This is a genomic window from Chlorobaculum thiosulfatiphilum (assembly GCF_006265165.1).
In the GTDB taxonomy this organism is placed as follows: domain Bacteria; phylum Bacteroidota; class Chlorobiia; order Chlorobiales; family Chlorobiaceae; genus Chlorobaculum; species Chlorobaculum thiosulfatiphilum.
This window is the reverse complement of sequence record NZ_VDCH01000030.1, coordinates 1-26,867: the sequence shown is the minus strand read 5'-3', so window position 1 is coordinate 26,867 and position 26,867 is coordinate 1. Positions and strand designations below refer to the sequence as shown.

Below are 26,867 nucleotides of genomic sequence, written 5' to 3'. Positions count from 1 at the left end.
TACTTCGTTTAATGTGAAATTGCGCCCCCCCCCCCAACAAACTCAAAATCGCCATCGAAATCGAAATCGGAGGCGATTTGCGATCAGCATTTCTTTTGGCTTCCTGGGAGCGCCAAGCTCCAGCTTGGCATCTTCTTGATTGATAGTACTGCGGTAACAATAAATCACAAATATTGACAAAAGAAGATATTGGGCTAAAGCCCTTATTTATTTTGTCTTATCCCTATACCCCGGACTTAAGTCCGGGGCAATTGTTTATGAGTTTTAATACCCGAAAGCATGACGACTTCTGATATTCAACATTGCCCCGGCTTTCAAGCCGGGGTTTAAGAGCGCATATTCTATCATGGGCTTCAGCCCAATATCTTGCCGTAACAACTCTTACGCCCGGTTGATTGTGCCCTCTTCATCGAAATCGTCATCGGAGTCTGATGAGTCGATTTCGAATCCCCCCCCATCACCTCACCGCAAACACCCGCGATACAGCCGCCAGAAGCGCATCGCGACCTTGCGGATGTCGCGGTCGACGAGCAGCGCCAGCACCTGCCTGCCGGTCAGGCGCGGGTTGTTGCGCATCAGTTCGTTGCGGTAGAGCAGGCGCATGAGCGCATCCATCGAAAGCGAAAAGGCGGCATCGACCACCTCGTCGAGGCTTACGACTGGAAACGTGGTCGGCTCGCTGGACGCGACCTTGCGCAGCTTCAGCACCCGCCTGCCGCCCGCCTGCTCGACGACGAAGTCGATCCGCTGGCCTGATGCCGTGTGCGCGAGGCACACGCCGGTCGGCTGTTTGAGCGGCGGCGGGGGCGGCGTTTTGGCGTAGTCGAGCGCCGGCGACGTGCCGAGCCACAGCTCGAACGCCTCGAAAAGAATCTGTGAGGCCTCCTTGCTGTCGAGCGTTTTGTTGATCTTCAGCAGGAACACGAGCTGGAACAAGTCCTTCAGGAACGTGAGCAACACGCCGCGATTGTCGGCGCGCTTGAGCACGGAGCGGTAGTCGCAGAAGGCCACGTTGCAATAGACCATCATGCGCATGATGTCGCGGTTCTCCATGTGCGCCGTGCGGATCACCGGCACGAAGTTGTTGTACAGATCCCAGTCGCGCGAGGTGATGTTGTTGTCGCGGGCGTACTCCTCGAAAATCCGCGTGCCGGGATAGGGGGTCATCGCCATGTAGAGGGTCTGGCGCAGGCCGAGCGAGCGAGCGAATTTCGGATAGGCCATCGTATCCTCGACGCTCTCCGAATAGTGGCCGATGATGAAGTACCCCTCGGAGCCGACGCCGAACTTGTTGAGTAAGTTGATCGCGGTGGTCACCTCGTCGAGCGTGTTCTGCTTGTTCATCAACGCGAGCGTCTTCGGGTTGGGACTCTCGATGCCAAGCCCCACCTTGCTGAGGCCGATCTTGCGCAGCTTGGGCAGAATCCGCTCGGCCCGGATCACATCCTTGGCCCGCGTCTCAGTGACGATCCGGAAGTTGGTCAGCCCGCGCTCGATCATAAGATCGCAAATCCGCTCGACGCGCTTGATGTTGGTCAGAAAATTCGCGTCCCAGATTTTCAGCAGCTTCTTCTTTTTCGGATCGTGCAGTTGCGCGATCTCCTCGACGACGTTCTCCGCCGTCCGTCCGCGCCAGTGCTTGTGCATCTTGTCGTTCGCGCAGAACGAGCAGACCCACGGGCAACCGCGCGACGTATAAATCGTGTCGATGGTGTAGTCGCTACTCTTCTCGCCAAATCGCTTCGGGCGAAGCGAACGGAGTGGAAACCGGATCGAATCCACATCCTTTATCAGCTCGCGCATTCCGGTATGGACGAACTCGCCGTTCTCCTTCCAGACAAGCCCCCTGACCTCGCGCGACGGTCCTTTTTCGACCAACTCACGGAAGGTCGCTTCGCCTTCGCCGACTACCACCAGATCGACGCAGCCGAGATCGAGCACCTGTTCGGGCAACGCGGTGGGATGAAACCCGCCCATCACCACCGTCACGCCATGCTTTTTTGCGATCCGCGCCAGCTTCTCGGCATTGTTGAAGCAGCCGGTCATCGAGGAGATGGCGACGAGATCGAACCGCCGCTCCTTCAGCAACTGCTCGAAACTCTCGAAAATCCCGTCGTTGTAATAATTCTCCGGCATCGCCATGCTCTCGACAATGTCCTCCACGGCGGCAGCCAGATAGCAGACGCCGAGGCAGTCGCTGATAAACCTCGGAAACGGCGTGACGATGGCCTGCGGAGCCTCGACAAAGCAGATGTTCCTGTAATACGCCATAAAAGAATGGGATAGCTGGGGATTGGGTTCAAATGTCCGCCAGGGACAGGATGGTGATGCAAAGTTCCGCCGCATGGTGAACTGAGCACACAAAGCCGAAATATACGCGATTCAGAGGACAATCGAGGCAGCCTCGGGGACAAACCCCCGCTGTGGCAAGAATACACCGGCGCTTGCCGGGAGAGAAGCTTACGTCCTCGTGACCATACGCATCCTGTCAACCTTGTACGCTCACGACAAAATTCAGAAAACGGAAACGGAATTAGTATAACCCTTTGCTTTTAGTAAACATTATATATATAATCTAATGTTAAGAATAAGCAAAATCGACAACGCGCTCACGCCTCGCCGTCACCTTGCTCGACACGCGAAACATATACATCTGACAGTTACGCACAGAACCAGCCACCTGTACATTTTTTTCTGCGATGACCTGCGGATTTGATCGACAGGCATCAGCAACCGCTGGTTTGTAAAACACTCGATGCGTCTGATGTTCAGGAGGGCAAGAGGCTGAGGCGAGTGGCTAAAGAGGTGATTACATGAAAGAAGAGGCAAGAGATTTGCGGAAAGCGCTTAGAGAACTTATCGAAAGCTTGCCGGCAGACGTCTGCATTCCGCCGACCGTCGCTTCAACGCTCATCAAGTGGTCAATTCAGATAAAAGGAGGCAGCAATGGGAGAAGTCATCACGTTGGTAATCATCGGAATCGGAGTCGTTCTGCTGCTAGCGTTGCAGGGACTGGTACTCGCGTCCATGAATAAAGAGTCTGAAGAGAGCGAACATGAAGCGCCAGCCACCGGAAAAAAAAGCATCATGGACGCTATAAGCGAGATTATGGACAGAAGCCACCATAAGGGCCACCGCTTCAAAGTCTCATGAGCGCTTCGAGAGTTCGAGAAGCGGGCAAAACCTCTTCGGTGCTCACTTCTCGAACTCCGCCGTTTTCATCGACTTCGGACGCACCCCCGGTAGAGGCGATAGAACGCGGCGACGACCTGACGCAGCTTCGCGGAGGCGTTGTAGCGCATCAGCTCTTTGCGGTACAGAAAGCGCATGAGCACCTCTCCTGAAACCGATGCCCTCGCTTCGACCGCCGCCCTGACGCTCACCACCGGCCCGCACCCCTGAGCCGCTCCGGAAAGCCGCCGGATGACGAGCATTCGCTTGTCGCTCTCCCCGGTTATGCGGAACTCGATCCGCCGCCCGCCGCTCTCTTCGAGGAACAACAACACCGGCCTCTTCAGCGGCGCTCTGGCTGGATACTCGATACGCGGCTCCGTGTTCGCAAAGCACTCGAACGCCCCATAGATCGCCGATTCGATCTCCTCCTTTTCCATGTTCCGGTTCACCAGCACCAGAAAAACAAACTGACCGAGATCCCGCAGAAAAATCCGCAAAGCGCCGCGCTCGTTTGATGTTGGTCAGGAAGTTGGCGTCCCGGATTTTGAGCAGCTTTTTCTTTTTTGGATCGTGAATCAGGGCGATCTCCTCGCCGAAGCGCGGAGGGCGGATCGAATCCACATCCATGATCAATTCGCGCATTCCGGTATAGACAAAATCGCTATTCTCCTTCCAGACCAGCCCTGTCACATCACGCGACGGCCCCTTTTCGACCAGCTCGCGGAAGGTCGCCTCCAATGCGCCGATCACCACCAGATCGGCGCATCCGTAATCGAGCGCCTCCTCGGGCATCGCCGTCGGATGGAAGCCGCCCATCACCACCGTCACGCCGTATTTTTTTGCGATCCGCGCCAGCCAGATAGCAGACGCCGATACAGTCGCTGATAAACCGCGGAAACGGCGTCACAATCGCCTGCGGTGCCTCGACAAAACAGATGTTCTTGTAGTACGCCATATCCGGTTTGGATTCAGATCAGAAAGATGCTGATGGAAATGCAAGGTTCCCCAAACTGGCAGAAACACGGTGTTAGAAAAAAATATACGCAATTTCTATAACAATCGAGGCCACAATGTCAGCTACAAGCGGGCGATGGGCTTGCGGGCGAGATGCGCTACGAGCGACGCGGCGGCGGTTGGCCGCTGGAATTATGGGGTGACGAGCGAGTGAAAATCGCTGGATTTTGGTAGATTAGCTTTCAAAGAAATTTCAGTCATTAGCTGTAAATGAAAGGTTATATATAAAAATAAATCAAGACCCGACCTTCTTATACAGAAAAAATATATTCAATTTTAGATCACGGAGAACACGGTGAATACTATGACTACAAATGATCTTGTACTTCTAAATCAACTTCTTGATCAGCGGATGCTAGAGATCGGCGAAGGTCTTGATGAATCGGAGTATTTCGAGATATTCTCGGCCGAACAAGCACTCAAGGACGATGATCTCTCCTATGACGAAATAGTCTCTGGCATTGTCGATGGAGGAGGAGACGGTGGGGTTGATTCTGCATACTTCTTCATCAACGATAGTCTTTACAATGAAGATATTGATATTAGCTCACTGAAGAGAAACACGACTCTGCGTCTCGTTCTGATTCAGTCCAAGACTACTACCGGGTTCTCCGAGGAGTCGATGAACAAACTGATAGCAAGCGCAAAGGATCTTTTTGATTTGAACAAAGAAATTTCAGAACTCACTTCGATTTATAACCGTAACTTACTTCAGGCTGTCGATCACTTCAGATCAGTCTATTTGACTCTCGTCTCAAAATTTCCGACAATCTCATTCGAGTACTTTTCCGCGACGAAAGCGACAAGTGTACATCCGAACGTAGAAAGGAAGGTTACTGACCTAAAGGGCACTATTGAAAGATTGTTCAACCCCGTTTTTTTCAAGTTTCTATTTTTGAATACATCTGCACTGCTTGCATCAGCGCGCCGAGCACCTGCAAGAACGACCACGTTACGCCTAGCTGAGACGCCCATCTCAACCGGCCAAGAGGGCTTCGCCTGCTTGGTTGCACTCAAAGATTTCCTCCCATTCATAACCGATGAAGATGGTCATATTCGCGCTCATCTTTTTGAAGGAAACGTTCGCGACTATCAAGGACAGACCGAGGTAAACAAAGAAATCCGCAATTCTCTTGAGATGGCTGGTGCTGAAGACTTTTGGTGGCTGAATAATGGTGTTTCGATCATTTGCACAAATGCAAGCCTTTCTGGCAAAACCCTGACCATCGAAGACGCAGAAATCGTCAATGGCCTACAGACTTCCCGTGAAATATACCATACGCTGCACGGCAAAGACTTGTCCTCAGAAACGCGCCATATAATGCTTCGTGTCTTAAAACCCCAAACAGAAGAAAGTCGGGATCGTATAATCAAGGCGACAAACAGCCAAACCCCAATACCTGCAGCATCTCTGCGGGCTACTGACAAGATTCACAGAGATATTGAGGAGTATCTCTACTCAAAAGGATACTTTTATGACCGACGCAAGAACTACTATAAGAATATCGGGAAACCCATCAAGAAAATTGTTAGCATCCCGTTTGTCGCACAGGCTGTAATGGCCTGCGCACTCTCGGATCCAGCCAACGCACGAGCTAGACCCTCAAGCCTTATTAAAAATAATGATACCTATATAAAGGTGTTTAGTCCTAGCTACCCTCTGGACATCTTTTGGAAATGCCCTGTCATCGTGCAGGCAGTGGAGACTGAACTTAAGCGCAGCGAAACACCCGAACACCGCACACATTCCAATAACCTGAGATTCTATGTAGCAACACTCTGGACACTTCGCGCTTGTGGTGTTCCAAAACCCACTATTGAACAGGTTGCTGCGGTTGATCTCACACAACTTTCTAGCACATCGATTATGAACGCAGTTACTGATACATTTACAGCATATCGCGAGTTAGGAGCTACCGATCAAGTAGCAAAAGGAACCGCACTTGGCCCCAAGCTGAGAGAAGCACATAAGCAGGAATTTCTATCTATGCAAGCGGCAAAGAAGGAAAGTAATGTTCGAGCAAACGTATCTATCAGTACAAATGAATCCACCGCTAACGGCCTCATTTGATAGGTAACAAAACCTGTGAGAAATCCCATATCTAACACTGATTCTATACCCTACCAAAACAAGATCATTATTGACAACGAATCAAGAATCAGCTCCGCAATCCAGCAATCATAAATCCCCATAACCACAAACGGCGAGCCGAAGCCCGCCGTCGTAGTTTTGCTATCCAATCAATCCCACCTCAATTCCCCAGCATCATCGCTTCAACGTCGGCTTCGACGGTGCCGATGGGCTTGAGGTCGAACTTCTCGACAATCGCCGCAGCGATATTCGGCGTCAGGAACTCCGGCAGTGTTGGGCCGAGGCGGATGCCTTTGACTCCGAGGTAGAGCAGCGCCAACAGCACCGTGACGGCTTTCTGTTCGTACCAGGCGATGTCGTAGGAGATCGGCAGGTCGTTGATGTTCTCCAGTCCGAACACCTCCTGGAGTTTCATGGCGATGACCGCCAGCGAGTAGCTGTCGTTGCACTGACCGGCGTCGAGCACTCGCGGGATGCCGCCGATGTCGCCGAGCGCCAGCTTGTTGTAGCGGTACTTCGCGCATCCGGCGGTCAGGATCACCGTGTCCTGCGGCAGCGCTTCGGCTACGTCGGTGTAGTACTGGCGCGAAGCGTGGCGTCCGTCGCATCCGGCCATCACCACGAAGCGCTTGATCGCACCGGACTTGACCGCATCGACCACCTTGTCGGCCAGAGCGATCACCTGGGTGTGGGCGAATCCGCCGACGATCTCGCCGTTCTCGATCTCCGTCGGAGCCTGGCAGGTTTTGGCCAGCTCGATGATCTCCGAGAAATCCTTGCTGCCGCCTTCGGGACGCGCCGGGATGTGCTTGAGGCCAGGCCAGCCCGCCATGCCGGTGGTGAACATGCGGTTGCGGTAAGACTCGCGCACCGGCACGATGCAGTTGGTGGTCATGAGAATCGGGCCGTTGAAGCTCTCGAACTCGCGATCCTGCGCCCACCACGAGTTGCCGTAATTTCCGACGAAGTGGTCGTACTTCTTGAAAGCCGGGTAGTAGTGCGCGGGCAGCATTTCGCAGTGGGTGTAAACATCCACGCCGGTGCCTTCGGTCTGCTTGAGAAGGTCTTCCATGTCGCGCAGGTCATGGCCCGAGATGAGAATGCCGGGACGAGTGCCGACGCCGGTTTTGACCGTGGTGATTTCGGGATTGCCGTAGGTCTCGGTGTTGGCCTTGTCGAGCAGCGCCATCGCCTTGACGGCGGTCGCGCCGGTCTCCAGCACGAGGCCGAGCAGCTCGTCGGCAGGCAGCTCTTTCGTCAGCGCTGACAGGCCTTTGACGTAGAAGGTGTAGATGTCGTCGTCGGTGTAACCAAGCACGGCGGCATGGTCGGTGTAGGCGGCCAGACCCTTGATACCGTAGAGAATGAGGCTCTTGAGCGAGCGCAGATCGGCGTCCTCGCTCAGGCTGTCGATACCGCAGGTGAGGGCCTTGGCGAGAAACTCCTCGCGCGTGCTGCCGCTCCAGCTCGCGGCGTCGTGCTCCGGCGTCGTTCCGGCGAGCGCACGGACTTCGTCGCGCATGGCGAGCGCTTTGTTGATCTGCTCGACGATAGCCACATCGTCGAAGTTGGTGTTGGTGACGGTCACGAAGAGGCACTCGCTGATGAACTGCCCGTATTTCCTGTCAATCTTTCCTTCAAACCCCTCAGAGCACAGGGCGATGCCCTCGGCGGCATAGATCAGCACATCCTGAAGCTTGGCGGTCAGTTCATCCTTGCCGCACACGCCACGAACGAAACAGCCCGTTCCTTTCACGCTCTCCTGACATTGGTCGCAATGCATAGACATAATAGTATCTCCTTACTGTTCTGTTGTTTGTTTGTTCAAGTCCGGTGACAGGATGCTCGCCAGCCGCCGGTCGGCCGCGCTCCCCTCCATGTCACCAATGCTTTCTTTCGCCAGCGCCCGCTGCACGAGCGCCGCTTTCATGATCGATTTGCGGGGCCGCGCCTCGACGATGGCGCTGAAATCCTCGATCGCGCCGCGATAGTCACCGGTTTCGGATCGTATGATTCCGCGATTGCCCCAGGCGACGATCCGCTCGCGGAAGCGCAGGCCGAGCCTGATCGCCATGCTGAAATCGGCCAGCGCCCCTTGCCTGTCGCCCGCCGCGCTCCTCACGCTCGCCCGGCTGCACCAAGCATCGGCGTTCTGCGGATCGGCCTCGATATGGCGGCTGATCTCCGCCTCCGAGCCGCGCCACGCGCCGAGCGCATCTTTCAGCATGAGACCTCCTCCTCGGCGAGCACCTCGCCGGTCACGCTGACGACGATCTTCCTGACCAGCACTTTGCGCCTGGCCTTTTCGAGTGCCTGCAACGCCAGTGCGGTCAGGCCGCCGCAGCACGGAACCTCCATGATGGCCACGGTGATGCTCCTCACTCCGGCCAGGTCGATCATGGCGGTCAATTTTTCGACGTAACGCTCCATGCCGCTATCAAGTTTCGGGCAGGCAATGGCGATCGCGCTGCCGTCGAGCAGGCGGCTGTGGAAGTCGCCCATCGCGAACGCCACGCAGTCGGCGGCGAGCAGGAGGTCGGCGTCGCGGAAGTAGGGCGCGATCGGGTTGACCAGGTGCAACTGCACTGGCCACTGACGCAACGCGCTGGCGACAGGGCTGGACGGCGTCGATGCGACGGGCGCGGCGTGAGCGTTGCTTCGGAAATCCATCGTTCGGCTGCCGGGACATCCGGCGCCGTGACGGGCGTGCCCATTGGCGACTGGCGCTTCGAGCGGATTGGCGATACCCTGCTCGGCGAGATAGTCGAGCGCCTCGCGCAAGTAGCCCATTTCTCCGTGATCGCGCAGGTGGCGCAGATGCGCCGCGATGACGTTCGGCCCGGCCTTCACGATACTTTCGGCCATCACGCGCCACTCGTCGTACGGCTCGGCCTCGCGGCTCTCGACCCGCATCGCGCCGGTCGGGCAGTGGCCGATGCAGGCGCCGAGGCCGTCGCAGAACAGGTCGCTCACCAGCCGCGCCTTGCCATCGATCACCTGCAACGCCCCCTCCGGGCAGGCCGGAATGCACTCGGCGCAACCGGTGCATTTTGATTCATCTATGGTTATGATCTGTCGTTTCATCATGTTTCCTGTTTTTTTGCCAGACTCCGAATCCAATTTCGATTTCCTCTATTCCTCTCATTCTGAACGTCTTGTAGGGGCAGCCCTCGCGGCTGCCCTCGAATGCCGATGCAGGATCAGATGACGATGTCACCCCTTCATCGCCTCCACCGCTTTCAGGTCGGCGATCAGCTTGCCGATGGTCACTTCTGAAAACTCCTGGTTCACCATTTTTTCGATGCGCATGATTTCGTGGCGAAGCACACAGTTGGCGCGATTCGAGCAGAGCTGCTTGCGGAACATGCACTCCGAGAGCTGCACCTTGCCCTGAAAAATTTCGATCACCTCGGCCACGGCAATCAGGCCCGGCTCCTTTGCCAGCCGGACGCCGCCGCCCGCGCCCTCCTTCGACTCCACCAGCCCGTTGCGGATAAGCTCTTGAAGGATGCGCCGCAGGAACTGGTACGGAATCGCCTGCTCGCCAGAAATCACTTTGGCCGAAACCCATCCGTCGGATTTCATACCGAGAGAGATCAGCGCCCGGACGGCGTAGTCGGTTTCCTTGTTGAGTACTTTCATTCAGTCATCCCCTTTCAGAACAGATCGAAAAACTTGTTGCGCGACCCGATTGCGGCTTTGCTTCTCTACTGGTCAAAATCGGAGTCGAATTTCTGATACCAATTTAGTATCAGTTAATCAAACTCCAAAATCATCAGGGAAAATTCCCCGTTTCAGAAAAAAAACTCGGATTACCGGAAACCACCGCCAACGCATTACGGTATAAACTATAAGGCCTCGATCCGCCAACGGAGGAATGCCCGGACGGTGTGACATTTTTTTCATCAGACGAACACGCTCAACGCCATGCTGCAACTGAAAACCGCCGGATACCAGGCGCTCGACCAGCTTCGCTCGCGAGGCGAATTTCCGCCGGAGTGGACGACAATCGATGAACTCGAAGGCGTAACCGACCGCTTCATGGAGCGCTTCCGCCGCGAACGCTTCGAGGTGTCGAAGGAGCTGGGGCCGGGCTATCTCATTCCGGAGCTGATCGAGCAGGCGCTCAGAACCGGCGAGAGCGAGCACATGGATGACGACTCGGCGGATGGGCGGGAAAGGCTCGAAGCGGTGCGGGCGCTCGACCGGATGAACCGGATGACGCTCGCCTACGAGCATCAGTGCGACCTGCTCATGCCGGTGATCGAGGAGCTTGGCCGCTCCGGCAAACCGGTCGCCATCCTCGAACTGGCGGCGGGATCGGGCGGCCTCGGCTTCGCGCTCGCCGAACGGGCGCAAAAGACCGGCATCGAGGTGAGCGTCACCGCCTCGGACATCGTACCGGAGATGGTCAGCGAGGGCAACCGGCTGGCTGGCGAACGGAAGCTGCCCGTGAGTTTCAGGCGGCTGAACGCTTTCGATTTCGACGGCCTCGAACCCGGCGCGCTCGATCTGGTGATTATCTCGCAAAGCCTGCACCACTTTACCCCCGGGCAGCTCGCGCTCATGATCGCCCAGGCGGAGCGCCACGGCGCGTCGGCGTTCGTCGGTCTGGACGGCTACCGCAGCCTCTTGCTGACCGGCGGCGTACCGCTCGTGGCGAGTCTTCAGGGCATCGCCTCCTTCACGCAGGACGGTTTGATTTCGGCCCGGAAGTTCTTCTCCGAAATCGAACTCGACATCATCGCCGCCATCGCCACCGGCAGGCAGGAACATCGCGTGACCTGTTCCTGGCCCATGACCCTGCTGCACGCGCGCCTGAAGCCGCTGGCCGGGCATGATTGGTAAACCGCGGTAAAGATTTTAACTTTATCCTATCGAACAGCTGACTTTTTCTGGTCACAACCCACAACAGGAGAACCTGCTCATGAAAATAGGCAAAGCATTGACAGTGGTTCTGGTCTTACTCGTGCTCATCCAGCTCATCCCCGGCAACGATCACCAGAACCCGCCCGTCACAGGAACTCCCCAATGGGACAGCCCCCGGACGGCGGAGTTATTCAAACGATCGTGTAATGACTGCCACTCGAACGAAACCGTTTGGCCCTGGTACAGCAACGTCGCCCCCATCTCGTGGCTCATCAACTACGACGTAAAGGAAGGCCGCTCGAAGTTCAACGTCTCCGAGTGGGGCCGAACCGGCAAGAACGAAGGTGACGAGGCCGCTGCTGAAGTCAGGAATGGCAAGATGCCGCCGTGGTTCTATCTGCCGCCGCACCCCGAAGCGAAGCTGACGCCTGCCGAAAAGGATGAGCTGGTCAAGGGCCTTGTGGCGACCTTCGGCGACGAAGATGCGGAAAAAGAGAAGAAAGAAGAGAGCCGTTGATCGACCCGCTTTCGGCGCCCTGCCGGAGTGCGGCAGGGCGCTTTGCCGTCGATTTCGATAACGATTTCGATTTGGATTTAGACGTTACGAAAACCAGTGCGGCTATGAAGGTTCGGAACAAACGATGACAACGACGACCATGACCAATGCCTGATTTTTCATACGAAGAACCGAAGTTCAAAACCGGCAGAAACTACCCGCTCCATCTCCTTCTTTTTGTCGCAACCCTCTGCACCACCACCTGGGCGGGCGCGATCTGGACAGGCGTTCCTCCCGCGACGGAGAGCCTCGCCGGATTTGCCGCTTCGCTCCGGACCGGCTTGCCGTTTTCGCTCTCGCTGCTCGCCTTTTTGACCGTGCACGAGTTCGGCCACTTTTTCGCCACCGTCAAACATCGCATCCAGGCCACGCTGCCCTACTACATTCCGCTGCCGCCGCTGCCGTTTCTGATGAGCATCGGCACCTTCGGCGCGGTCATCCGCATCAAAGAGCCGATCCGGAGCCGCCGGGCGCTCTTCGATATTGGCGTAGCGGGGCCGCTCGCCGGATTCGCGGTGGCGCTCGGACTGCTCGTTTACGGCTTCCTGCACCTGCCGCCCGCCGACTCCATCTACGCGATCCACCCGGAGTACCGAGCCATGGGCGGCATTCCGCCCGCGCCGCCGGAGACGCTGCGCCTCGGCAAGAACCTGCTCTTCATTTTGCTCGAAAAAATCATCGCGCCGAAAGGGCTGCCGCCGATGTACGAACTCTACCACTATCCGTTCCTCTTCGCCGGATGGCTCGGCTGTTTCGTCACCGCGCTGAACCTCTTGCCGGTCGGCCAGCTCGATGGCGGGCACGTCATTTACGCCATGTTCGGGGGCGTTGGGCACCGCAAAATCTCGAAGCTCTTCCTCGCCTTCATCACCATACTCGGCGCGCCGTCGTTCATTGCCGCCATACTCCAACTGATCGATCCGGCAATCGTCATTCCCGCGCCGGAACTGCTGATCCGCGTTTCGTGGCCGGGCTGGATCATCTGGGCCTTCATCCTGCGCCGCTTCCTCGGCACGAAGCATCCACAGGCTGGCAGCGACCGCCCGCTCTCGAAGCGCCGGATGATCGCCGGATGGGTCTGCATCGCCATTTTCGTTCTCACCTTCACGCCGGTGCCATTCGCAATCATTTGAATTTTTTTGATGAACCTGAAACCAACCGACAAAAGCCGCTACCGGCTGGAGTGCGCGGGCGCGACGCTCGACCTCTCGGCGCGACCGGCCATCATGGGCATCGTCAACCTGACGCCTGACTCCTTCTTCGACGGCGGCAGCTACGGCAATGCCGGAGAGACGGCGCAGCTCGAACGCGCTCTCGAATCGGCGCTCGGGATGATTCGCGCCGGCGCGGAGATCATCGACGTGGGCGGCGAATCGACGCGCCCCGGCGCGGAGCCGGTCAGCGCCGACGAGGAGATGCGGCGAACCGCACCCTTCATCGCGCTATTGCGCCAGCACAGCGACGCGCTGATCTCCATCGACACCTGGAAGTCGGAGGTGGCCGAAGCGGCGCTCCGGGCAGGCGCGAACATTGTCAACGACATTTCGGGCTTCAGCTTCGATTCCGCGATGCCGGAGGTGTGCGCCCGCCACCGCTGCGGCGTGGTGCTGATGCACACGCCTGCAAAGCCGGACCAGCTCCGCTGGAGCTATAACACCGGCGCGGAGGCGGACGAGGTGACGGCCCGCGTGACCGGCTTTCTGCGCCGCTCGGTCGAAGTCGCCCGCGAGCACGGCATCGAATCGATCATCGTCGATCCCGGCCTCGGCTTCGGCAAAACCGTCGAGGAGAACTACCGGCTGCTCGCCCGGCTCGACGAGCTGCACGAACTCGGCTGCCCGGTGCTGGCCGGAGTATCGCGAAAGTCGTTCCTCGGCCAGGCGATCCGGCGTCCCGGCGAAGAGACGCCGCCGCCCGCGGAGCGCCTGTACGCCACGATCAGCGCCAACACCATCGCGCTCCTGAACGGCGCGGACATCCTGCGCGTGCACGACGCCAAGGCCGCCGCGGACGCCCGCGCCGTGGTCATGGCCACGCGCGGCGCGAGGTAGGCGAGTTGGGTCAGGCGTTGAGGCCTCGGTGGTTGGGCAGCCGCGAGGGCTGCCCCTACAATTCCGTCCACCAAGTCCACTGTTCCGCCCCCACCCCACCTTTTCACAGCCTCCCCTTTTTTTGTTAAATTCCGTCCGGCAGCGGCGTTCGCGCGGACGTCGCCTCTCTTTCGGAGACCGCTAAAACCCCGTTCATGTACCTGTCGAAAATCGAACTTTTCGGCTTCAAAAGCTTCGCCCACAGGGTCAGGATTCACTTCGACAAAGGACTGACGGCCATTGTCGGGCCGAACGGTTGCGGCAAAACCAACGTCGTTGACGCCATCCGCTGGGTGCTCGGCGAGCAGAAATCGATGCTCCTGCGCTCGCCCAAGATGGAGAGCATCATCTTCAACGGCACCAAAAAGCTCAAGCCTCACAGCTTCACCGAGGTATCCCTCACCATCGAGAACACCCGCAACGTCCTGCCGACCGAATATACCGAGGTGACGGTGACGCGCCGCCTCTACCGCAACGGCGACAGCGACTACCTGCTCAACATGGTGCCCTGCCGTCTCAAGGACATTCTCGACCTCTTCGCCGACACCGGCATGGGCAGCGACGCCTACTCGGTGATCGAGCTGAAGATGATCGAGGAGATCATCAGCAACAAGAGCGAGGAGCGGCTGAAGCTCTTCGAGGAGGCCGCCGGCATCACGCGCTACAAGCAGCGCCGCAAGCAGACCTTCCGCCAGCTCGAAAGCGCCAGCCGCGACCTGGCCCGCGTGGACGACGTGCTCGCCGAGGTGGAAAAAAAGGTGCGCAATCTCCGCTCGCAGGTACGCAAAGCCGAACGGCTCAAGGAGATTCGGGAGGAGCTGCGCTCGCTCGACCTCACGTTGTCGGCGATTTCGATGGACGAGCAATTGCAGAAGCTCCGCCCGCTGCTCGACTCCATCGCCGCCGAGGAGCAAGAGAGCCACGAGCTGTCGGCCACCATCGCCAAACTCGACGGCGAGCATCAGGAGTCCGAGCTGCGTCAGCTCGATCTCGAACGCAAACTCGCCGACGACCAGAAGGAGCTGAACGCCTCGAACCAGCAGGCGCACACGCTTGAAAAGCAGCTCTTGCAACATCGGGAACAGCAGAAAAACCTGCTGCAAACCATCGAGCGCCTGAACCACTCGATTGCCGAAAAAGGGCGCAAGCGGCTCGAACAGGAGGCGCTGTCGAAGGAGCTGTCGCAGAAGCGGACGCCGCTCGAGGAGGCTTGCGCCGCGCAGCTCGCCGGTTTCGAGCGGCTGAAGGAGCATCAGGCCGGACTGAATTCGGCGCTCGACGCCAGCCGTCAGGCGCTGCAACAGGAGCGCCGCGCCGTGGCCGAACTCCAGAAATCGCTCAACGCGCTGAACCTCACCCGCCAGTCACTCCGCACCCGCAAGGAGCATCTCGAAGGGTCGGCAAGCCGCCTCGACCAGCGCAAACGCGACCTTGAACGCTCGATGGAGCAGGCGGAGCCGGAGCGCCGCCGCTCGTCGGAGACGATCGAAGAGAAAAAAATCGCCCTCGACGAGCTGAAAAAGGAGGAGGAGCTCCTCGTCGCGCAGAAGGCGAGCATCACCGAGCAGGGCGAAAAGCGCAAAGAGGAGCTGCTTTCGCTCAAGGGCGAGCACAACCATCTGCACAACCAGATTCTCCTCTGCAACTCGATTCTCGAAAAGTTCGAGGGGCTGCCCGAAGGGGTCGCCTTCCTCGAAAAACGCAGGGAGGGCAAATCGGGACTTGGCTGCCTCTCCGACCTCATCTCCGTCCGGGAGGGCGACCGCAAAGCGCTCAACGCCGCCCTCGGCGAGAGCCTCGGCTACTACCTCTGCCGCAGCCTCGACGAAGCGCGGCTCGCCGTGTCGAGCCTCACCAAAGCCGACAAGGGCAAGGTGCACTTCCTGATTCTCGACCTCATCGACGGCGGCGGCGAGATCGACTACGCCGGAATCGACGGGGCGCGGCGGGCCATCGATCTGGTGGAGGCACCGGCGGAGCTGTCGAAAGCGCTGCTGCTGTTGTTGCAGCACAGCCACGTCGTGGCCGGTCTCGACGATGCCGAACGGCTTGCGGAGAAGCATCCGGAGGCGCTCTTCGTCACGGAGAAGGGCGAGAAGTTCACCCGCCGTGGCATCCTCTTCGGCGGCAGCGCAAAGGGCGGCGAGAGCGTCCGACTCGGCAAAAAGGCGGAGCGCGACCGCTTGCAGGAGCAGATGCAAGGCGTGTCGGCGTCCATCGGCGAAGCGGAAAACGCGCTGGCCTCGCTCCGCAAAGAGTTCAGCGCCATCGACACCGAGCGGACGCGACGCGCGGCGGCGACAATTGGACAGGAGATTTCGGCGCTCGAAAAGCGCCTCGCGCGGCTCGAAGCCGAGGAGCGCTCCGGCGCGGAGCAGATCGCCCACGCCGACCGCGAGCGCGACGCGCTCTTCGCCTCCGTCGGGAGCGTGGCGGATGAGCTGGAAAAATCGCAGCCGGAGACGCTTCGCCTCGAAGCGGAGATCGAGGCAGGCCAGGAGCAGGTACAGGCGATGCAGGAGGAGCTTGCCGCCGGGGAGAGTCGCAGCCGGGCGCTGCACACGGAACTTCAGGCGCAGCAGGGGCGCTACCGCGACGCGCAGCTCGACCTCGAAAAGCACGGCTTCCGCGCCAGCGCCTGCCAGCAGGCAATCGTCACGCTCAGCGAGGAGATCGGCGGAATGCAGCGCCAGATCGCGCGAGCCGAAAAGGAGGTGGCCGAACTCGGCGAGTCGATCACCCGGACGGCGGCGGAAAACGAGCAAGCCGTCATCGTCTCGGCCCGGCAACAGGAGGCGCTCAACGTGCTGGAGTCCGCCTGCCGCGACCTCCAGGCGCGCAACCACGACGCGCTCTCGAACCTGCGAGATATGCGCCGCAAGCACGAGGTGTCGCAGCAAATGCTCCTGGAGTTCGGCAACCGGAAGGCCAGGCTCGAACAGGAGATCGCCCATTTGCAGGCCACCGTGATGGAGCGCTACAGCGTCGAGCTGGAGATGATGCCCGCCCACGCGCCGGAGGGGTTCGACCTCGTCGCCGGGCGGGAGCGGCTCGCCTACCTGCAAAAGCAACGCGAGCAGTTCGGCGGCGTCAACGAGCTGGCGCTGGAGGAGTACGACGCCGAAAAGGAGCGGTTCGACTTCCTCTCCGCGCAGAAAGAGGATCTGGTCAGCGCCGAGGCGCAGCTCCGGGAGACCATCGAGGAGATCAACCGCACGGCGCTCGAAAAATTCCAGGAGACCTTCGTCGAGGTTCGCAAAAATTTCATCCGGATTTTTCACGACCTGTTCGACCCCGAAGACGAGGTCGATCTGTTGATTCACGCCGACGAAGATCCGCTCGATGCCCGCATCCAGATCGTCGCCAAGCCGCGCGGCAAAAAGCCGCTCGCCATCGAGCAGCTCAGCGGCGGCGAAAAGGCGCTGACGGCGCTCTCGCTGCTCTTCGCGATCTACCTCGTCAAGCCGAGTCCCTTCTGCATCCTCGACGAAGTTGATGCGCCGCTCGACGACGCCAACGTGGGAAGATTCGTGAAACTCCTGAAAAAATTTGAGAATAACACTCAATTTATTATCGTTACGCACAACAAAAAGAGCATGGCCTCATGCCAGGCGCTCTACGGCGTCACGATGGAGGAGGAAGGAGTGTCGAAACTCATTCCGGTGAAGATTGAAAAAGCACGTTCTGAAGAAGAGGCGTCAGCCTGAAGACTAATGTATCGCAAACTTGTTCTGTTTGACATCGATGGAACCCTGCTCAGGGTCGGCGGCATGAACCGCCGCGTACTGGCGGACGCCCTGCTGGAGGTCTATGGCACCGAGGGGAGCACCGGTACGCACGACTTTTCCGGCAAGATGGACAGCGCCATCATCTACGAGGTGCTGCAACAGGGCGGCCTCACGAGGGATGAGATCGCCGGAAAGTTTGACCGGGCCAAGGCGGCCTACATCGCGCTCTTCCGCGAGCGCGCCCGGCGCGAGGACATCACGCTGCTCGAAGGGGTTCGCGAGCTGCTCGACGCGCTCTCATCCCGCTCCGACATCCTGCTCGGCCTGCTCACCGGCAACTTCGAGGCTTCGGGACGCCACAAACTGAAGCTTCCGGGCATCGACCACTACTTTCCGTTCGGCGCGTTCGCCGACGACGCTCACGACCGCAACGAACTTCCCCGCATCGCCCACGAACGCGCCCGGCGCATCGCCGAAAAAAACTTTTCACCTTCGGAGATCGTTATCATCGGCGACACCGAGCACGACATCCGTTGCGCTCGCGAGCTTGACGCCCACTGTATCGCCGTGGCGACCGGCAATTTTTCCATGCAGGAACTCTCCCGGCACCATCCCGGAGCGCTGTTCCAGAATTTTGCGGAGACCGGCGAAGTCCTCGCCGAGATCCTTACACCACAACTCTCTTAATACCGCATCATGAAAACCTACAGACGGCAAATCCGGGAAAAAATTCTTCAGGCGCTCTACACGCTTGAACTCCGGGATGTGGATACCGATTCGGCGGCCAACTGGCTCCTGACCAAAGAGATCATGGACGACCCCAACGCGATGAAGTTCTTCAACCACCTGATGCAGAGCATCGTCAAAAACCGTGAAGAGATCGACCGCTCTATCGCCAAGCACACCTTCAACTGGGACATGAGCCGCATCGCGATCATCGACAAGAACATCTTGCGCATGGCTCTGGCCGAAATTCTCTACTGCGAGGACATTCCGCCGAAGGTCTCGATCAACGAGGCGATCGAGATCGCCAAAAAATTCAGCAGCACCGACAAGAGCAGCAAGTTCGTCAACGGTATTCTCGACGCCATTTTCAACGACATGAAGGCCGAAGGGCGGATCAAGAAGTGCGGCCGCGGCCTGATCGACCACTCCGAGCAGAAAATGCAGAAAACGGAAGACAACCGCTAACCGGTTTTTTTCAAAGAGGATGAACACTTCCGCGAACGAAAAGATCGCCTTCATCGAAGAAGCTCTGTCGGCAGTCTGGCCGAATCCGAAAAGCGAGCTGAACTTCGAGACGCCGTTCCAGTTGCTGGTCGCCACCATCATGGCCGCGCAGGCGACGGACAAAAAGGTCAACCAGCTCACTGAGGAGCTCTTCAAGGCCGCGCCAGACGCGGCGAGCATGAGCCGGATGGATGTGGAGGAGATCAGGACGATCATCCGCCCGATCAACTACTACAACAACAAGACGAAAAACATCCTTGCCGTCAGCCAGCGCCTCGTCGATGAGTTCGGCGGCGAGGTTCCCGCCTCGCGCGAAGCGCTGGAGAGCCTGCCAGGCGTGGGCCGGAAAACCGCCAACGTGGTGCTCGGCAACGCCTTCGGCATCCCCGCCATGCCGGTGGACACGCACGTCCACCGCGTCTCGAACCGCATCGGCCTGTGCAAGACCACAAAGCCCGAACAGACCGAAGAGGCGCTGCTCAAAATCATTCCCGAAGAAAAACTGATCGACTTCCACCACTACCTGCTGCTCCATGGCCGCTACACCTGCAAAGCCAAAAAGCCCGAATGCGCGAAATGCGCGGTGCGGGAAATCTGCGACTGGCCGGAGAAGACGCTCCTGTAGGGGCAGGCCTCGCGCCTGCCCTGATGGTAATGCCGTGGACTTGGTGGACGAAGAACAAGAATAATTCTGCGGAGAATCGTTCTTGTTCTTCGTCCACCAAGTCCACCTCGTCCACTCTCCCTTTTACGGCAGCTCAACCTTTTTGTCCACGGCGTAAATCCACTCGCATTCGGGGCGATTGCGCGTTCCGGCCCAGAGTTCTACCGTGACGCCCTGGTTGGCGGTGGCCTGAGCGGTGAAGATTTCGATCTGGTAATAGAGTTCGTCGAGCAGATCATTCCATGCCACGTCGAGCGGGTTTGCCGTACCGTGATACTCCGGTGCCGGTTCGAGGGCCGTGGCGCCTGTGGCGAACCAGTCCGACAGGCAGAGGTAGCAGTCCGGCATAAGGCAGCCTCCCCGGAAGGTGCCGCGCGGATGCCTCACGCCGGGAATCTCCACCCAGAACTCGAGCCGTGCCTCCGGCGTGAGCTGGCCGTCACCGGCGAGTTTTTCAAGAAGTTGGGTTACGGTCTCTCTGATGAGTCTCTTGCTCTCTCGAGAGAGTTCGAGAAGTTTGAAATTCGGCGTGTGGTCTCTCATGGCCGGAAGCGGTTGGGGGTTGCTTAAGATGAGTTCCTGTATCAATATACTGAGCGGGCCGTTGCGCTTCAAACTTCGAGACGTTTATTCCAAAATGAGGATCTCCGCCCGGCGCACACCGCGCAGCGCGTTGCAGACGAGCGCCATATCGGCACGGCGCAGCTCGTCGAGGGTAATCGCTTTTTCGATGATCCACGGGCGTGTGCGCAGGAGGTAGCGGCGGAAGACGCCATTGAGCAGTCCCGACGACTCCGGCGGCGTCAGCCAACGTCCGCCAATTCGCGCGAGCACGTTGCTGATCGCGCCTTCGGTGATTTCGCCTCGCTCGTTCAGGAAGAGCGCCTCGCCGAATCCTTTTTCTTGCGCCTCGCGAAAAGCGCGATCATAGCGCTCGCGGACGACGCTTTTGTGCCGGAGCAGCGGATCGCCGGAATCGACCTGCTCGCTGGCGATGCAGACGCGCACGGGCTGGCCAGACTGGTCGAGGCTGAACGGCTCCGACGTTATCGAAACACCGCCGTCGCGATGCAGGGCGAGACGCACTCGGCGCCTGCCGCCCAGCGCTCGCAACTCCCGCTCTTTGCCAAGCAACGCCGCGACGATGGCGTCGCGGTCGAACGCCAGTCCGAGCGCCGTGGCGGACGCGGTAAGCCGGGCGAGGTGGTCGCCCGCCAGCAGGAACTCCCAGCCGTTCCACTGCATCGTCTCGAAAATGCCCGGCGGCAGCGGCGCGGCGGGCGGCACGAGATCGGAGAGAATCCGCGTCTTGAGCATACATTCGCGATACTCGGCGCGCGGGTCGGAGTCCCAGACAATGCCGCTGCCGGTGCCATACAGGCCGCTGCGCCCTTGCAGTTCGATGGTGCGGATCGCCACGTTGAAGGCCATCCGCCCTTCGGGCAGCATGAAGCCGACCGCGCCGGTATAGACTCCGCGCGGGCTTTGCTCCAGCTCCCGGATGAGCTGCATCGCCCGCACTTTCGGTGCACCGGTCACGGAGCCGGAGGGAAAGAGCGCCCGGAAGAGATCGTGCAGCCGCGTCTTTTCGCGCAGCTCGCCGCGCACGGTCGAAACCATCTGGTGCAGCGTCGGGTAGCTCTGCGTCTCGAACAGACCGGAGGCCCGCACCGAACCGGTCGCGCAGATGCGCCCGAGATCGTTGCGCAACAGATCGACGATCATCAGATTCTCCGCGCGATTCTTCTCGCACCTGGCGAGACCCGCTTTTTCGGCGAGATCCTCCTCGCGCCGCTCGCGACGCGGCGCGGTGCCCTTCATCGGCATGGTTTCGATCAGGCGACCACTTCGCACGAAAAAAAGCTCCGGCGAAAAGGAGAGCACCACGCGCTCGCCGGTGTTGAGGAAGGCCGACCACGGCGAGGGCTGGCGGCGCTTCATGGCGACGTAGAGCGCTTCAGGCGCGCCTTCGAAGGTAAAGCGGCACCGCCCGGTGAAGTTGGTCTGATAGACGTTGCCCGCCGCAATCTCCGCCCGCAGCCGGTCGATTTTCCGGCAATACTCCGCCTCGCTGAACTCGAAGGCGAGGCCGGAAACCTCGCCGCTCAGCGCCGCTGCCGCCGCGTCCTCGGCCTCGACGGCCTCGCGACTGAAGCGCTCCGGGCGGCGATAGACGCCGAACCAGCCAAGCACGTCGCCGACGCCGGCGGGCCATGCGCACCCGGCGAGCGCCGGATCGAGGAGGCAGCCCGCCTCGTAGCCGAGCCATCCGGCGAGGCAGAAGCCCGCGTCGAGGCGCGACTCCAGCACGTCGAACCACGCCGCGACGCTGTCGCCGGAATGCAGCGTCAGCGTTTCGAGCGGGTCGGAAAAGAAGAGGGAGTCGCCGTGGCGGGCGTCCGGCGCGGTCGATTCAAACCAGAGCGACCCCGATTTCGAGAGCTGGTCGTACAGCGCCATTACCGGAACCTGGCTTCGATCACGACGGGTTTGCCAAGCACCTCTTCGAGCCACTCCTTCAGCCCGCAAGCCGCCCAGAGTTCGATGTCCGGCTCGAACTGCGTGAGCGCTTCCAGCACGATGCGCTCCGGTTCGAGGCGGGCCGTGATCGATTGGACGTTCTGGCGATGGCCCCGTTCGAGGCCGTTCGCGATGCGCAGAATGCCGGAGAGCACATCGACAGCGCGGCGGTGCGAAGGCTTGAGCTGGCTGTAGAGTGGATGCTTTTCCGACGGCGGCTGCTTGCGGTGGTAGCGGGCGACGTTGCCGATGATGTCGATTTCGGTCGGCGAAAAGCCGCGCAGATCGGCGTTCATGATGATGTACTGACTGTGCTTGTGGTGCGCCGAAATCGAGATGAACTCGCCGATGTTGTGCAGCATCGCCGCGTATTCGAGCAGCTCGCGGTATCGCGCCTTGAGTCCGTGCAGCGGATGCAGCTCGTCGAAAAGCATCAGCGACAGGCGGGCGACCTGCTCCGAGTGCGGCTTGTGCCAGTTGCAACGATAGCCGAGTTCCATCACGCTCTGCCGCCGGATGTCGTGCTGGCTGGCTCCATCGCGGCCCCGGATGGAGGCGATCTGGTGCAGCACCATCCCCTCGCGCAACGCCGAATCGGAGATCACCACCTCGCGGATACCGAACACCCGGAAGATGGTGTCGAAGAGAATCAAGCCCGGCACGATAAGATCGACGCGCTTCTCGTCGAGTCCGGTCAGCTTGCGCCGCGCCGGATTATCCATCGCGACCACCTGCCGGTAGAAGCTCTCGAACTCCTGACGGCTGAATCCGCTCTGGTTCAGCACGTCCGTCGCATCGGCGTCCTTGCCGGAGCGGATCATGCGGGCGATGTTCTGCGCCGTGCCCGACGAGGCGATGGCCCGGTTCACGCCAAGCTCGCGCGCCATCTCCGCCGCGCCGCCATACATTTCGGCGGCGAAGAACTGCTGCAACAGCTTCAACTCGTCCGCCGAAATCGGATCGGAGGTCACGAAGCGCTCCAGCATTCTGGCCACGCCGATCTTGCGGCTTTCGAGCAGATGCACCTTCGACTTGTCGGCGATGATGAACTCCACCGAGCCGCCGCCGATGTCGAACAAGAGATCGGGCCGGTCGCGCAGCGTGACGGCGTTGCGTACGCCGTAGTAGATGAACTGCGCCTCCTCCCTGCCGGAGATCACCTTGACCTTCAGACCGGTTTCGCGCCGCACCATGTCGATGAACTCGTCGCGATTGTCGGCCTCGCGGATGGCGCTGGTGGCGAAGGCGAGGATATGGTGCGGCGCGACGCCACGCTGGGTAGCCAGCACGATGAAGTTCCGCAGCGTCGCCACGCCCGCCTCCATCGCCGCCGGATCGAGCTGTTTGGTGGAGATGCTGCCCCGCCCGATGCAGATCATATCCTTGACACGGTCGATCTCGACAATGCCTTTTTCTTCGCACTCCTCGACGATGACCATGTGAAAGGAGTTTGTGCCAAGATCGATGGCGGCCAGCCTGAGCTTTTCTGTTGACATGCGATTGAGACTGATAACGAAAACTGCCGGAAACAAAATAACCGATTTCACAATAAAACGAACCCGGCGCGAGCCAATGTTCAGGGATGATTTTCGGGCGTCCCCTCTTTGCCTGCTCTCTTTTCATCGGGCGGCTTTTTCAATGTATATTCAGCATGGGTTTTCGTAGTGACATCACGATGAGCAATATTTCAGGACACTTCACGTAATGGATCGAATGTTTAAAACCGCAAAGGGTGAACCGGATTCCGACCATCTCGATTTCCGCTACGAGTTCGCGCGCAAGGCGATCCACCTCTCCTCCCTCCTGATTCCGCTGATCTACTGGCATATCGGCAGAAAACAGGCGCTGTTGATCCTCGCCCCGGTCACGGCGGGATTTCTGCTCGTCGATGTGTTCAAGCATTTCGTGCCCTTTCTTTCGACCTGGTACCATGCCACCTTTGGCACCATGCTGCGGCACCACGAGCTGAGCCGGGAGCGGCTGCACCTGAACGGCGCGAGCTGGATCACCCTGGCGGCGTTCGCTTTGATCGCCTTTTTCCCGAAAACCATCGCCGTCGGGGCCTTCGCGATGGTCTCGATTTCGGACACGGTGGCGGCGCTGGTAGGCAAGCGGTTCGGGCGACACCGCTTCGGCCAGAAAAGCTTCGAGGGAAGCCTGGCGTTTTTCGTGAGCGCCATCCCCGTCGTCGCGCTCATCCCCGGACTCTTGCTCCCGGTCGGCATGGTGATGGCAGTAGTCGGCACCATCGTCGAGGCGCTGGTGCTGAAGATCGGCAATTTCCGGATTGATGATAATTTCAGCGTACCGCTCGCCGGAGCCATCGCGGGCTTGCTTTGCTACATCTGGTTTTTCCCCGAAGCGCTGCAAGCGCTCGCCCGCTGACCGCAACCCGCCGCCGATGCAAACCCTCGTGACCGACCGGTCCGAAGAGGCCGCAAGCTGGCTCGACCGTGGCGAAACGGTCGCCTTCCCGACCGAAACTGTTTACGGCCTCGGAGCCGACGCCTTCAACGCGAAAGCGGTGGCGAAGATTTTCAAAGCGAAAGGGCGACCTTCGGACAACCCCTTGATCGTCCACGTGGCGACGCCGGAGCGCATCAGCGAGGTGGCGGCGGAGATTGGCGAGACGGCGAGGATGCTCGTCGAACGCTTTTTCCCCGGCCCGCTGACGCTCGTCTTGAAAAAGCGCGACTCCGTGCCGGAGATCGTCTCCGCCGGACTGCCGACGATTGGCGTACGCTGCCCGTCGCACCCGGTCGCCTCGGAGTTTTTGCGGTACTGCTGTCACCCGGTCGCCGCGCCGTCGGCCAACGTTTCGGGCCGTCCAAGCCCGACGGACTGGAAAACCGTGTATCACGACCTCGGCGGCAGAATCGCCTGCCTGTTGCGCGGCGAGCCAAGCGCCATCGGCCTCGAATCGACCATCGTTGACTGTTCGGTCAACCCGCCGCGCCTGTTGCGCAGTGGCGCCGTGAGCATCGAAAGTCTCCGCGAGCTGGTTCCCGATCTGGAAATCGCGACCGCCTGCAAACCGGGCGAATCCCCAAAAAGCCCCGGCCAGAAATACCGCCACTACAGCCCCGAAGCCGAAATCGTGCTCGTCGAAGCGCCGCAAGAAAGCCTGCCGCTTGACCCGCGAGCCGCCTGGATCGGCCTCGCCACCCCGCCAACCGGAGCCACGAAATCACTCCGATGCCGCGATATGGACGAATACGCCCGCGTACTGTTCGGATTTTTCAGGGCATGCGACGCCGAGGGAATCCGGACGATTTATTGCGAACTGCCGCCGGACGAGGGAATCGGACGGGCGATACGGGATCGGCTGATTAAGGCGGCGGGTAAAAATTGATTTCGCTATGCGAAGAAAATCTTTATGGAGAAAATGATGGACAGGCAAAATAATTTTGAAGAAGGTCTCACCTAATAAAAACTATTTGAGAGACCTCCTCAATGATTTAAGTTTTTTTCTTGCTTTAGTAACCCATAAAGCCTCTTCTATGCTTGATTTTCCATAAACATAATTCATATAGTTAAGCACCACTTCTGGTGCCATAAACGCATTTGTTTTATATAATTTTATCGCATAAGAAACTCGCTCAAATTCCTCATTTTGGGGCAAAGATAGTTTTTGCTGCATATGCATAATAATATTTCTTTCATCAACAATAGCATCAAGCTCCTTTTTTAAAGAACTATGGCACTTTAACTGTTGAGAACTAAAAACCTGAGGCACTAATTGAAATACTTTTGGCCTAATAGGTATACTCAAATCAGATGCAACAGCATTAGACATTACCTTACGAGCCGGCTTATCAGGCCTTTCAATGGTTAATTCAATTGGCTTTCCCTCTTTAGTCCCATAAATTGCTATAGATTTATTAGCCCATGATTCGAGAGCGCTAATAGAAAATGTAACAGCAGCCATCGCATTCTGGCACATCAGAAAAAATCGCGATCGATTATCCGCATTAATATCCACTTCATATAAGCCATCATACTGAGATTTTGATACTTCAATAGTCTTCTTTACCTCTTCAGCTTTTGCAGCAGACTCAAGAGCCAAAAAAATAAAAAGCGCCTCATATTCAGGCGGTGGCACTCGCATTTTGGAGCCATTATAGTTACCTTGCCGCAAAAGGCAAGTTATCTTAGTACCTGCTTTTACTAACTCACCTTGTATTTCGACATCTTCACTGACTTTAACATTATTGTCTTCAAGAAAATGATCCATTTTTCTTTTATTTATTTTCCTTTCAGACTATTGCAAAAAAAAACAATAATGAATCTTATTATTAAACCATTATAAATCCGTACATCAAATTCACCCAGCGCCCAGCCCGAACGCTCCGTGCACTCCAGTAATAACTATCTGCGCTCCGATGACGGCGAGAATCAAACCCATCTTTTACGCGATGACATCGAACGTGCACGATATTTCTACGCCGTCTTTGCAAACTTGTGCGTTTGCTCTTCAACCGCGTTAACTAACGCTTGCATCACATCGACTTCCTTCTCCTCAAAATACGATTCCCCACATTGTGTGCAACCCCACGCAGGAATTTCATCGAGACTGACATGAACACCGTCTCTGTCAATGTGAAATGGCGCGGCTCCTTTCTTCATCCCGGCTTGACAGTATCAGAACTTCATATTTTTTTTCGTCAATTGAAATCATAAACCCATAGTCCCAAATCAACCTCACGAAATATACTCCCAAGTCTTGAATTGATCCTGAAGCGCCGGATCGTCTTTGAAGGCAAGAAAATAGAGAAATTCGGGAGCGAGGCGAATTCGCCGATGGCCATTTTGCAGGCCACCTTGAGCGGGCAGGGCATGTTCATGTAAAAATTGGTTCTTCGCAGAATATCGTGGGTAAGGGCTTCTGCTGTTCCGTCATGATTCGATAGCCATGTTGAGTTTGCCGCAG

The 26,867-nt window shown here is 58.4% G+C and carries 26 protein-coding genes; 13 read left to right on the top strand and 13 right to left on the bottom strand.

Annotated features, from left to right (window positions below; genetic code table 11):
• Nucleotides 1–462: 462 nt before the first annotated feature.
• Nucleotides 463–2,271 carry a B12-binding domain-containing radical SAM protein gene (locus FGF66_RS10920; protein ID WP_139457669.1) on the bottom strand — a complete coding sequence of 603 codons (1,809 nt, stop codon included), beginning with the start codon at nt 2,269–2,271 and terminating at the stop codon, nt 463–465.
• Between the two features lie 675 nt (nt 2,272–2,946).
• On the opposite strand from FGF66_RS10920, the gene FGF66_RS10915 reads away from it, so the two are divergent.
• Complete coding sequence (locus tag FGF66_RS10915; RefSeq protein ID WP_139457668.1) at nt 2,947–3,153, top strand: hypothetical protein; 207 nt, start codon at nt 2,947–2,949, stop codon at nt 3,151–3,153.
• Nucleotides 3,154–3,218: 65 nt separating this feature from the next.
• Here FGF66_RS10915 and FGF66_RS12985 read toward each other — a convergent pair whose 3' ends face one another.
• Both FGF66_RS12985 and FGF66_RS12980 read right to left on the bottom strand, forming a co-directional pair.
• On the bottom strand, nt 3,219–3,671 hold the full coding sequence (locus FGF66_RS12985; RefSeq protein ID WP_246046673.1) for a hypothetical protein: 453 nt from the start codon (nt 3,669–3,671) through the stop codon (nt 3,219–3,221).
• 194 nt (nt 3,672–3,865) lie between these two features.
• A complete protein-coding gene (locus tag FGF66_RS12980; protein WP_246046672.1) occupies nt 3,866–4,129 on the bottom strand; it encodes a hypothetical protein in 264 nt (87 codons plus the stop codon).
• Between the two features lie 69 nt (nt 4,130–4,198).
• Here FGF66_RS12980 and FGF66_RS12705 point away from each other — a divergent pair, with 69 nt between their 5' ends.
• Nucleotides 4,199–4,342 (top strand): hypothetical protein, encoded by a 144-nt coding sequence (locus tag FGF66_RS12705; RefSeq protein ID WP_170181340.1) that lies wholly within the window; start codon nt 4,199–4,201, stop codon nt 4,340–4,342.
• 198 nt (nt 4,343–4,540) lie between these two features.
• A complete protein-coding gene (locus tag FGF66_RS10905; RefSeq protein WP_211342006.1) occupies nt 4,541–6,259 on the top strand; it encodes an AIPR family protein in 1,719 nt (572 codons plus the stop codon).
• 181 nt (nt 6,260–6,440) lie between these two features.
• Here the strand turns inward: FGF66_RS10905 and hcp are convergent, their stop codons facing one another.
• From hcp to FGF66_RS10885, 4 genes are all read right to left on the bottom strand, one after another.
• Nucleotides 6,441–8,069: a hydroxylamine reductase gene (gene hcp, locus FGF66_RS10900; protein ID WP_170181339.1), complete on the bottom strand. Its 1,629-nt coding sequence runs from the start codon at nt 8,067–8,069 to the stop codon at nt 6,441–6,443.
• Between the two features lie 12 nt (nt 8,070–8,081).
• Nucleotides 8,082–8,507, bottom strand: coding sequence for a tetratricopeptide repeat protein (locus tag FGF66_RS10895; RefSeq protein ID WP_139457666.1), 426 nt, complete (start codon nt 8,505–8,507; stop codon nt 8,082–8,084).
• Nucleotides 8,501–9,364: an ATP-binding protein gene (locus FGF66_RS10890; RefSeq protein ID WP_139457670.1), complete on the bottom strand. Its 864-nt coding sequence runs from the start codon at nt 9,362–9,364 to the stop codon at nt 8,501–8,503. The genes FGF66_RS10895 and FGF66_RS10890 overlap by 7 nt, the downstream gene beginning before the upstream one ends.
• 129 nt (nt 9,365–9,493) lie before the next feature.
• A complete protein-coding gene (locus FGF66_RS10885) occupies nt 9,494–9,922 on the bottom strand; it encodes an Rrf2 family transcriptional regulator (RefSeq protein ID WP_139457665.1) in 429 nt (142 codons plus the stop codon).
• A gap of 285 nt (nt 9,923–10,207) precedes the next feature.
• Between FGF66_RS10885 and FGF66_RS10880 the strand changes: the two genes are divergently transcribed.
• From FGF66_RS10880 to nth, 8 genes are all read left to right on the top strand, one after another.
• Nucleotides 10,208–11,128 carry a class I SAM-dependent methyltransferase gene (locus FGF66_RS10880; protein ID WP_139457664.1) on the top strand — a complete coding sequence of 307 codons (921 nt, stop codon included), beginning with the start codon at nt 10,208–10,210 and terminating at the stop codon, nt 11,126–11,128.
• A 79-nt stretch (nt 11,129–11,207) separates the two neighbouring features.
• A complete protein-coding gene (locus FGF66_RS10875; RefSeq protein WP_170181338.1) occupies nt 11,208–11,666 on the top strand; it encodes a heme-binding domain-containing protein in 459 nt (152 codons plus the stop codon).
• A 146-nt stretch (nt 11,667–11,812) separates the two neighbouring features.
• Nucleotides 11,813–12,838 (top strand): site-2 protease family protein, encoded by a 1,026-nt coding sequence (locus tag FGF66_RS10870; protein WP_139457662.1) that lies wholly within the window; start codon nt 11,813–11,815, stop codon nt 12,836–12,838.
• Nucleotides 12,839–12,847: 9 nt separating this feature from the next.
• A complete protein-coding gene (gene folP, locus FGF66_RS10865; protein WP_139457661.1) occupies nt 12,848–13,756 on the top strand; it encodes a dihydropteroate synthase in 909 nt (302 codons plus the stop codon).
• 194 nt (nt 13,757–13,950) lie between these two features.
• On the top strand, nt 13,951–17,502 hold the full coding sequence (gene smc, locus FGF66_RS10860) for a chromosome segregation protein SMC (RefSeq protein ID WP_139457660.1): 3,552 nt from the start codon (nt 13,951–13,953) through the stop codon (nt 17,500–17,502).
• Between the two features lie 6 nt (nt 17,503–17,508).
• A complete protein-coding gene (locus FGF66_RS10855; protein ID WP_139457659.1) occupies nt 17,509–18,210 on the top strand; it encodes an HAD family hydrolase in 702 nt (233 codons plus the stop codon).
• Between the two features lie 9 nt (nt 18,211–18,219).
• On the top strand, nt 18,220–18,714 hold the full coding sequence (nusB, locus tag FGF66_RS10850; RefSeq protein ID WP_139457658.1) for a transcription antitermination factor NusB: 495 nt from the start codon (nt 18,220–18,222) through the stop codon (nt 18,712–18,714).
• 19 nt (nt 18,715–18,733) lie between these two features.
• A complete protein-coding gene (nth, locus tag FGF66_RS10845) occupies nt 18,734–19,378 on the top strand; it encodes an endonuclease III (RefSeq protein WP_139457657.1) in 645 nt (214 codons plus the stop codon).
• A gap of 123 nt (nt 19,379–19,501) precedes the next feature.
• On the opposite strand, the gene FGF66_RS10840 is transcribed toward nth, so the two are convergent.
• From FGF66_RS10840 to FGF66_RS10830, 3 genes are all read right to left on the bottom strand, one after another.
• Nucleotides 19,502–19,960 (bottom strand): hypothetical protein, encoded by a 459-nt coding sequence (locus FGF66_RS10840; protein ID WP_139457656.1) that lies wholly within the window; start codon nt 19,958–19,960, stop codon nt 19,502–19,504.
• Between the two features lie 84 nt (nt 19,961–20,044).
• Nucleotides 20,045–21,877 carry an aminodeoxychorismate synthase component I gene (gene pabB, locus FGF66_RS10835; protein WP_170181337.1) on the bottom strand — a complete coding sequence of 611 codons (1,833 nt, stop codon included), beginning with the start codon at nt 21,875–21,877 and terminating at the stop codon, nt 20,045–20,047.
• A complete protein-coding gene (locus FGF66_RS10830; protein WP_139457654.1) occupies nt 21,877–23,433 on the bottom strand; it encodes a Ppx/GppA phosphatase family protein in 1,557 nt (518 codons plus the stop codon). Before FGF66_RS10830 ends, pabB begins: the two co-directional genes overlap by 1 nt.
• Before the next feature lie 208 nt (nt 23,434–23,641).
• Here FGF66_RS10830 and FGF66_RS10825 point away from each other — a divergent pair, with 208 nt between their 5' ends.
• Together FGF66_RS10825 and FGF66_RS10820 are read left to right on the top strand one after the other, a co-directional pair.
• Nucleotides 23,642–24,322 (top strand): diacylglycerol/polyprenol kinase family protein, encoded by a 681-nt coding sequence (locus tag FGF66_RS10825; RefSeq protein ID WP_139457653.1) that lies wholly within the window; start codon nt 23,642–23,644, stop codon nt 24,320–24,322.
• A gap of 16 nt (nt 24,323–24,338) precedes the next feature.
• Nucleotides 24,339–25,289 (top strand): L-threonylcarbamoyladenylate synthase, encoded by a 951-nt coding sequence (locus FGF66_RS10820; protein ID WP_139457652.1) that lies wholly within the window; start codon nt 24,339–24,341, stop codon nt 25,287–25,289.
• A gap of 81 nt (nt 25,290–25,370) precedes the next feature.
• Here the strand turns inward: FGF66_RS10820 and FGF66_RS10815 are convergent, their stop codons facing one another.
• From FGF66_RS10815 to FGF66_RS12835, 3 genes are all read right to left on the bottom strand, one after another.
• Nucleotides 25,371–26,171 carry a hypothetical protein gene (locus FGF66_RS10815; RefSeq protein WP_139457651.1) on the bottom strand — a complete coding sequence of 267 codons (801 nt, stop codon included), beginning with the start codon at nt 26,169–26,171 and terminating at the stop codon, nt 25,371–25,373.
• A 206-nt stretch (nt 26,172–26,377) separates the two neighbouring features.
• Nucleotides 26,378–26,563 carry a YgiT-type zinc finger protein gene (locus FGF66_RS10805; protein ID WP_211342005.1) on the bottom strand — a complete coding sequence of 62 codons (186 nt, stop codon included), beginning with the start codon at nt 26,561–26,563 and terminating at the stop codon, nt 26,378–26,380.
• Nucleotides 26,564–26,601: 38 nt separating this feature from the next.
• Nucleotides 26,602–26,867, bottom strand: a 266-nt coding sequence (locus FGF66_RS12835; RefSeq protein ID WP_211342007.1) for a hypothetical protein, incomplete at its 5' end; no start/stop codon positions are given.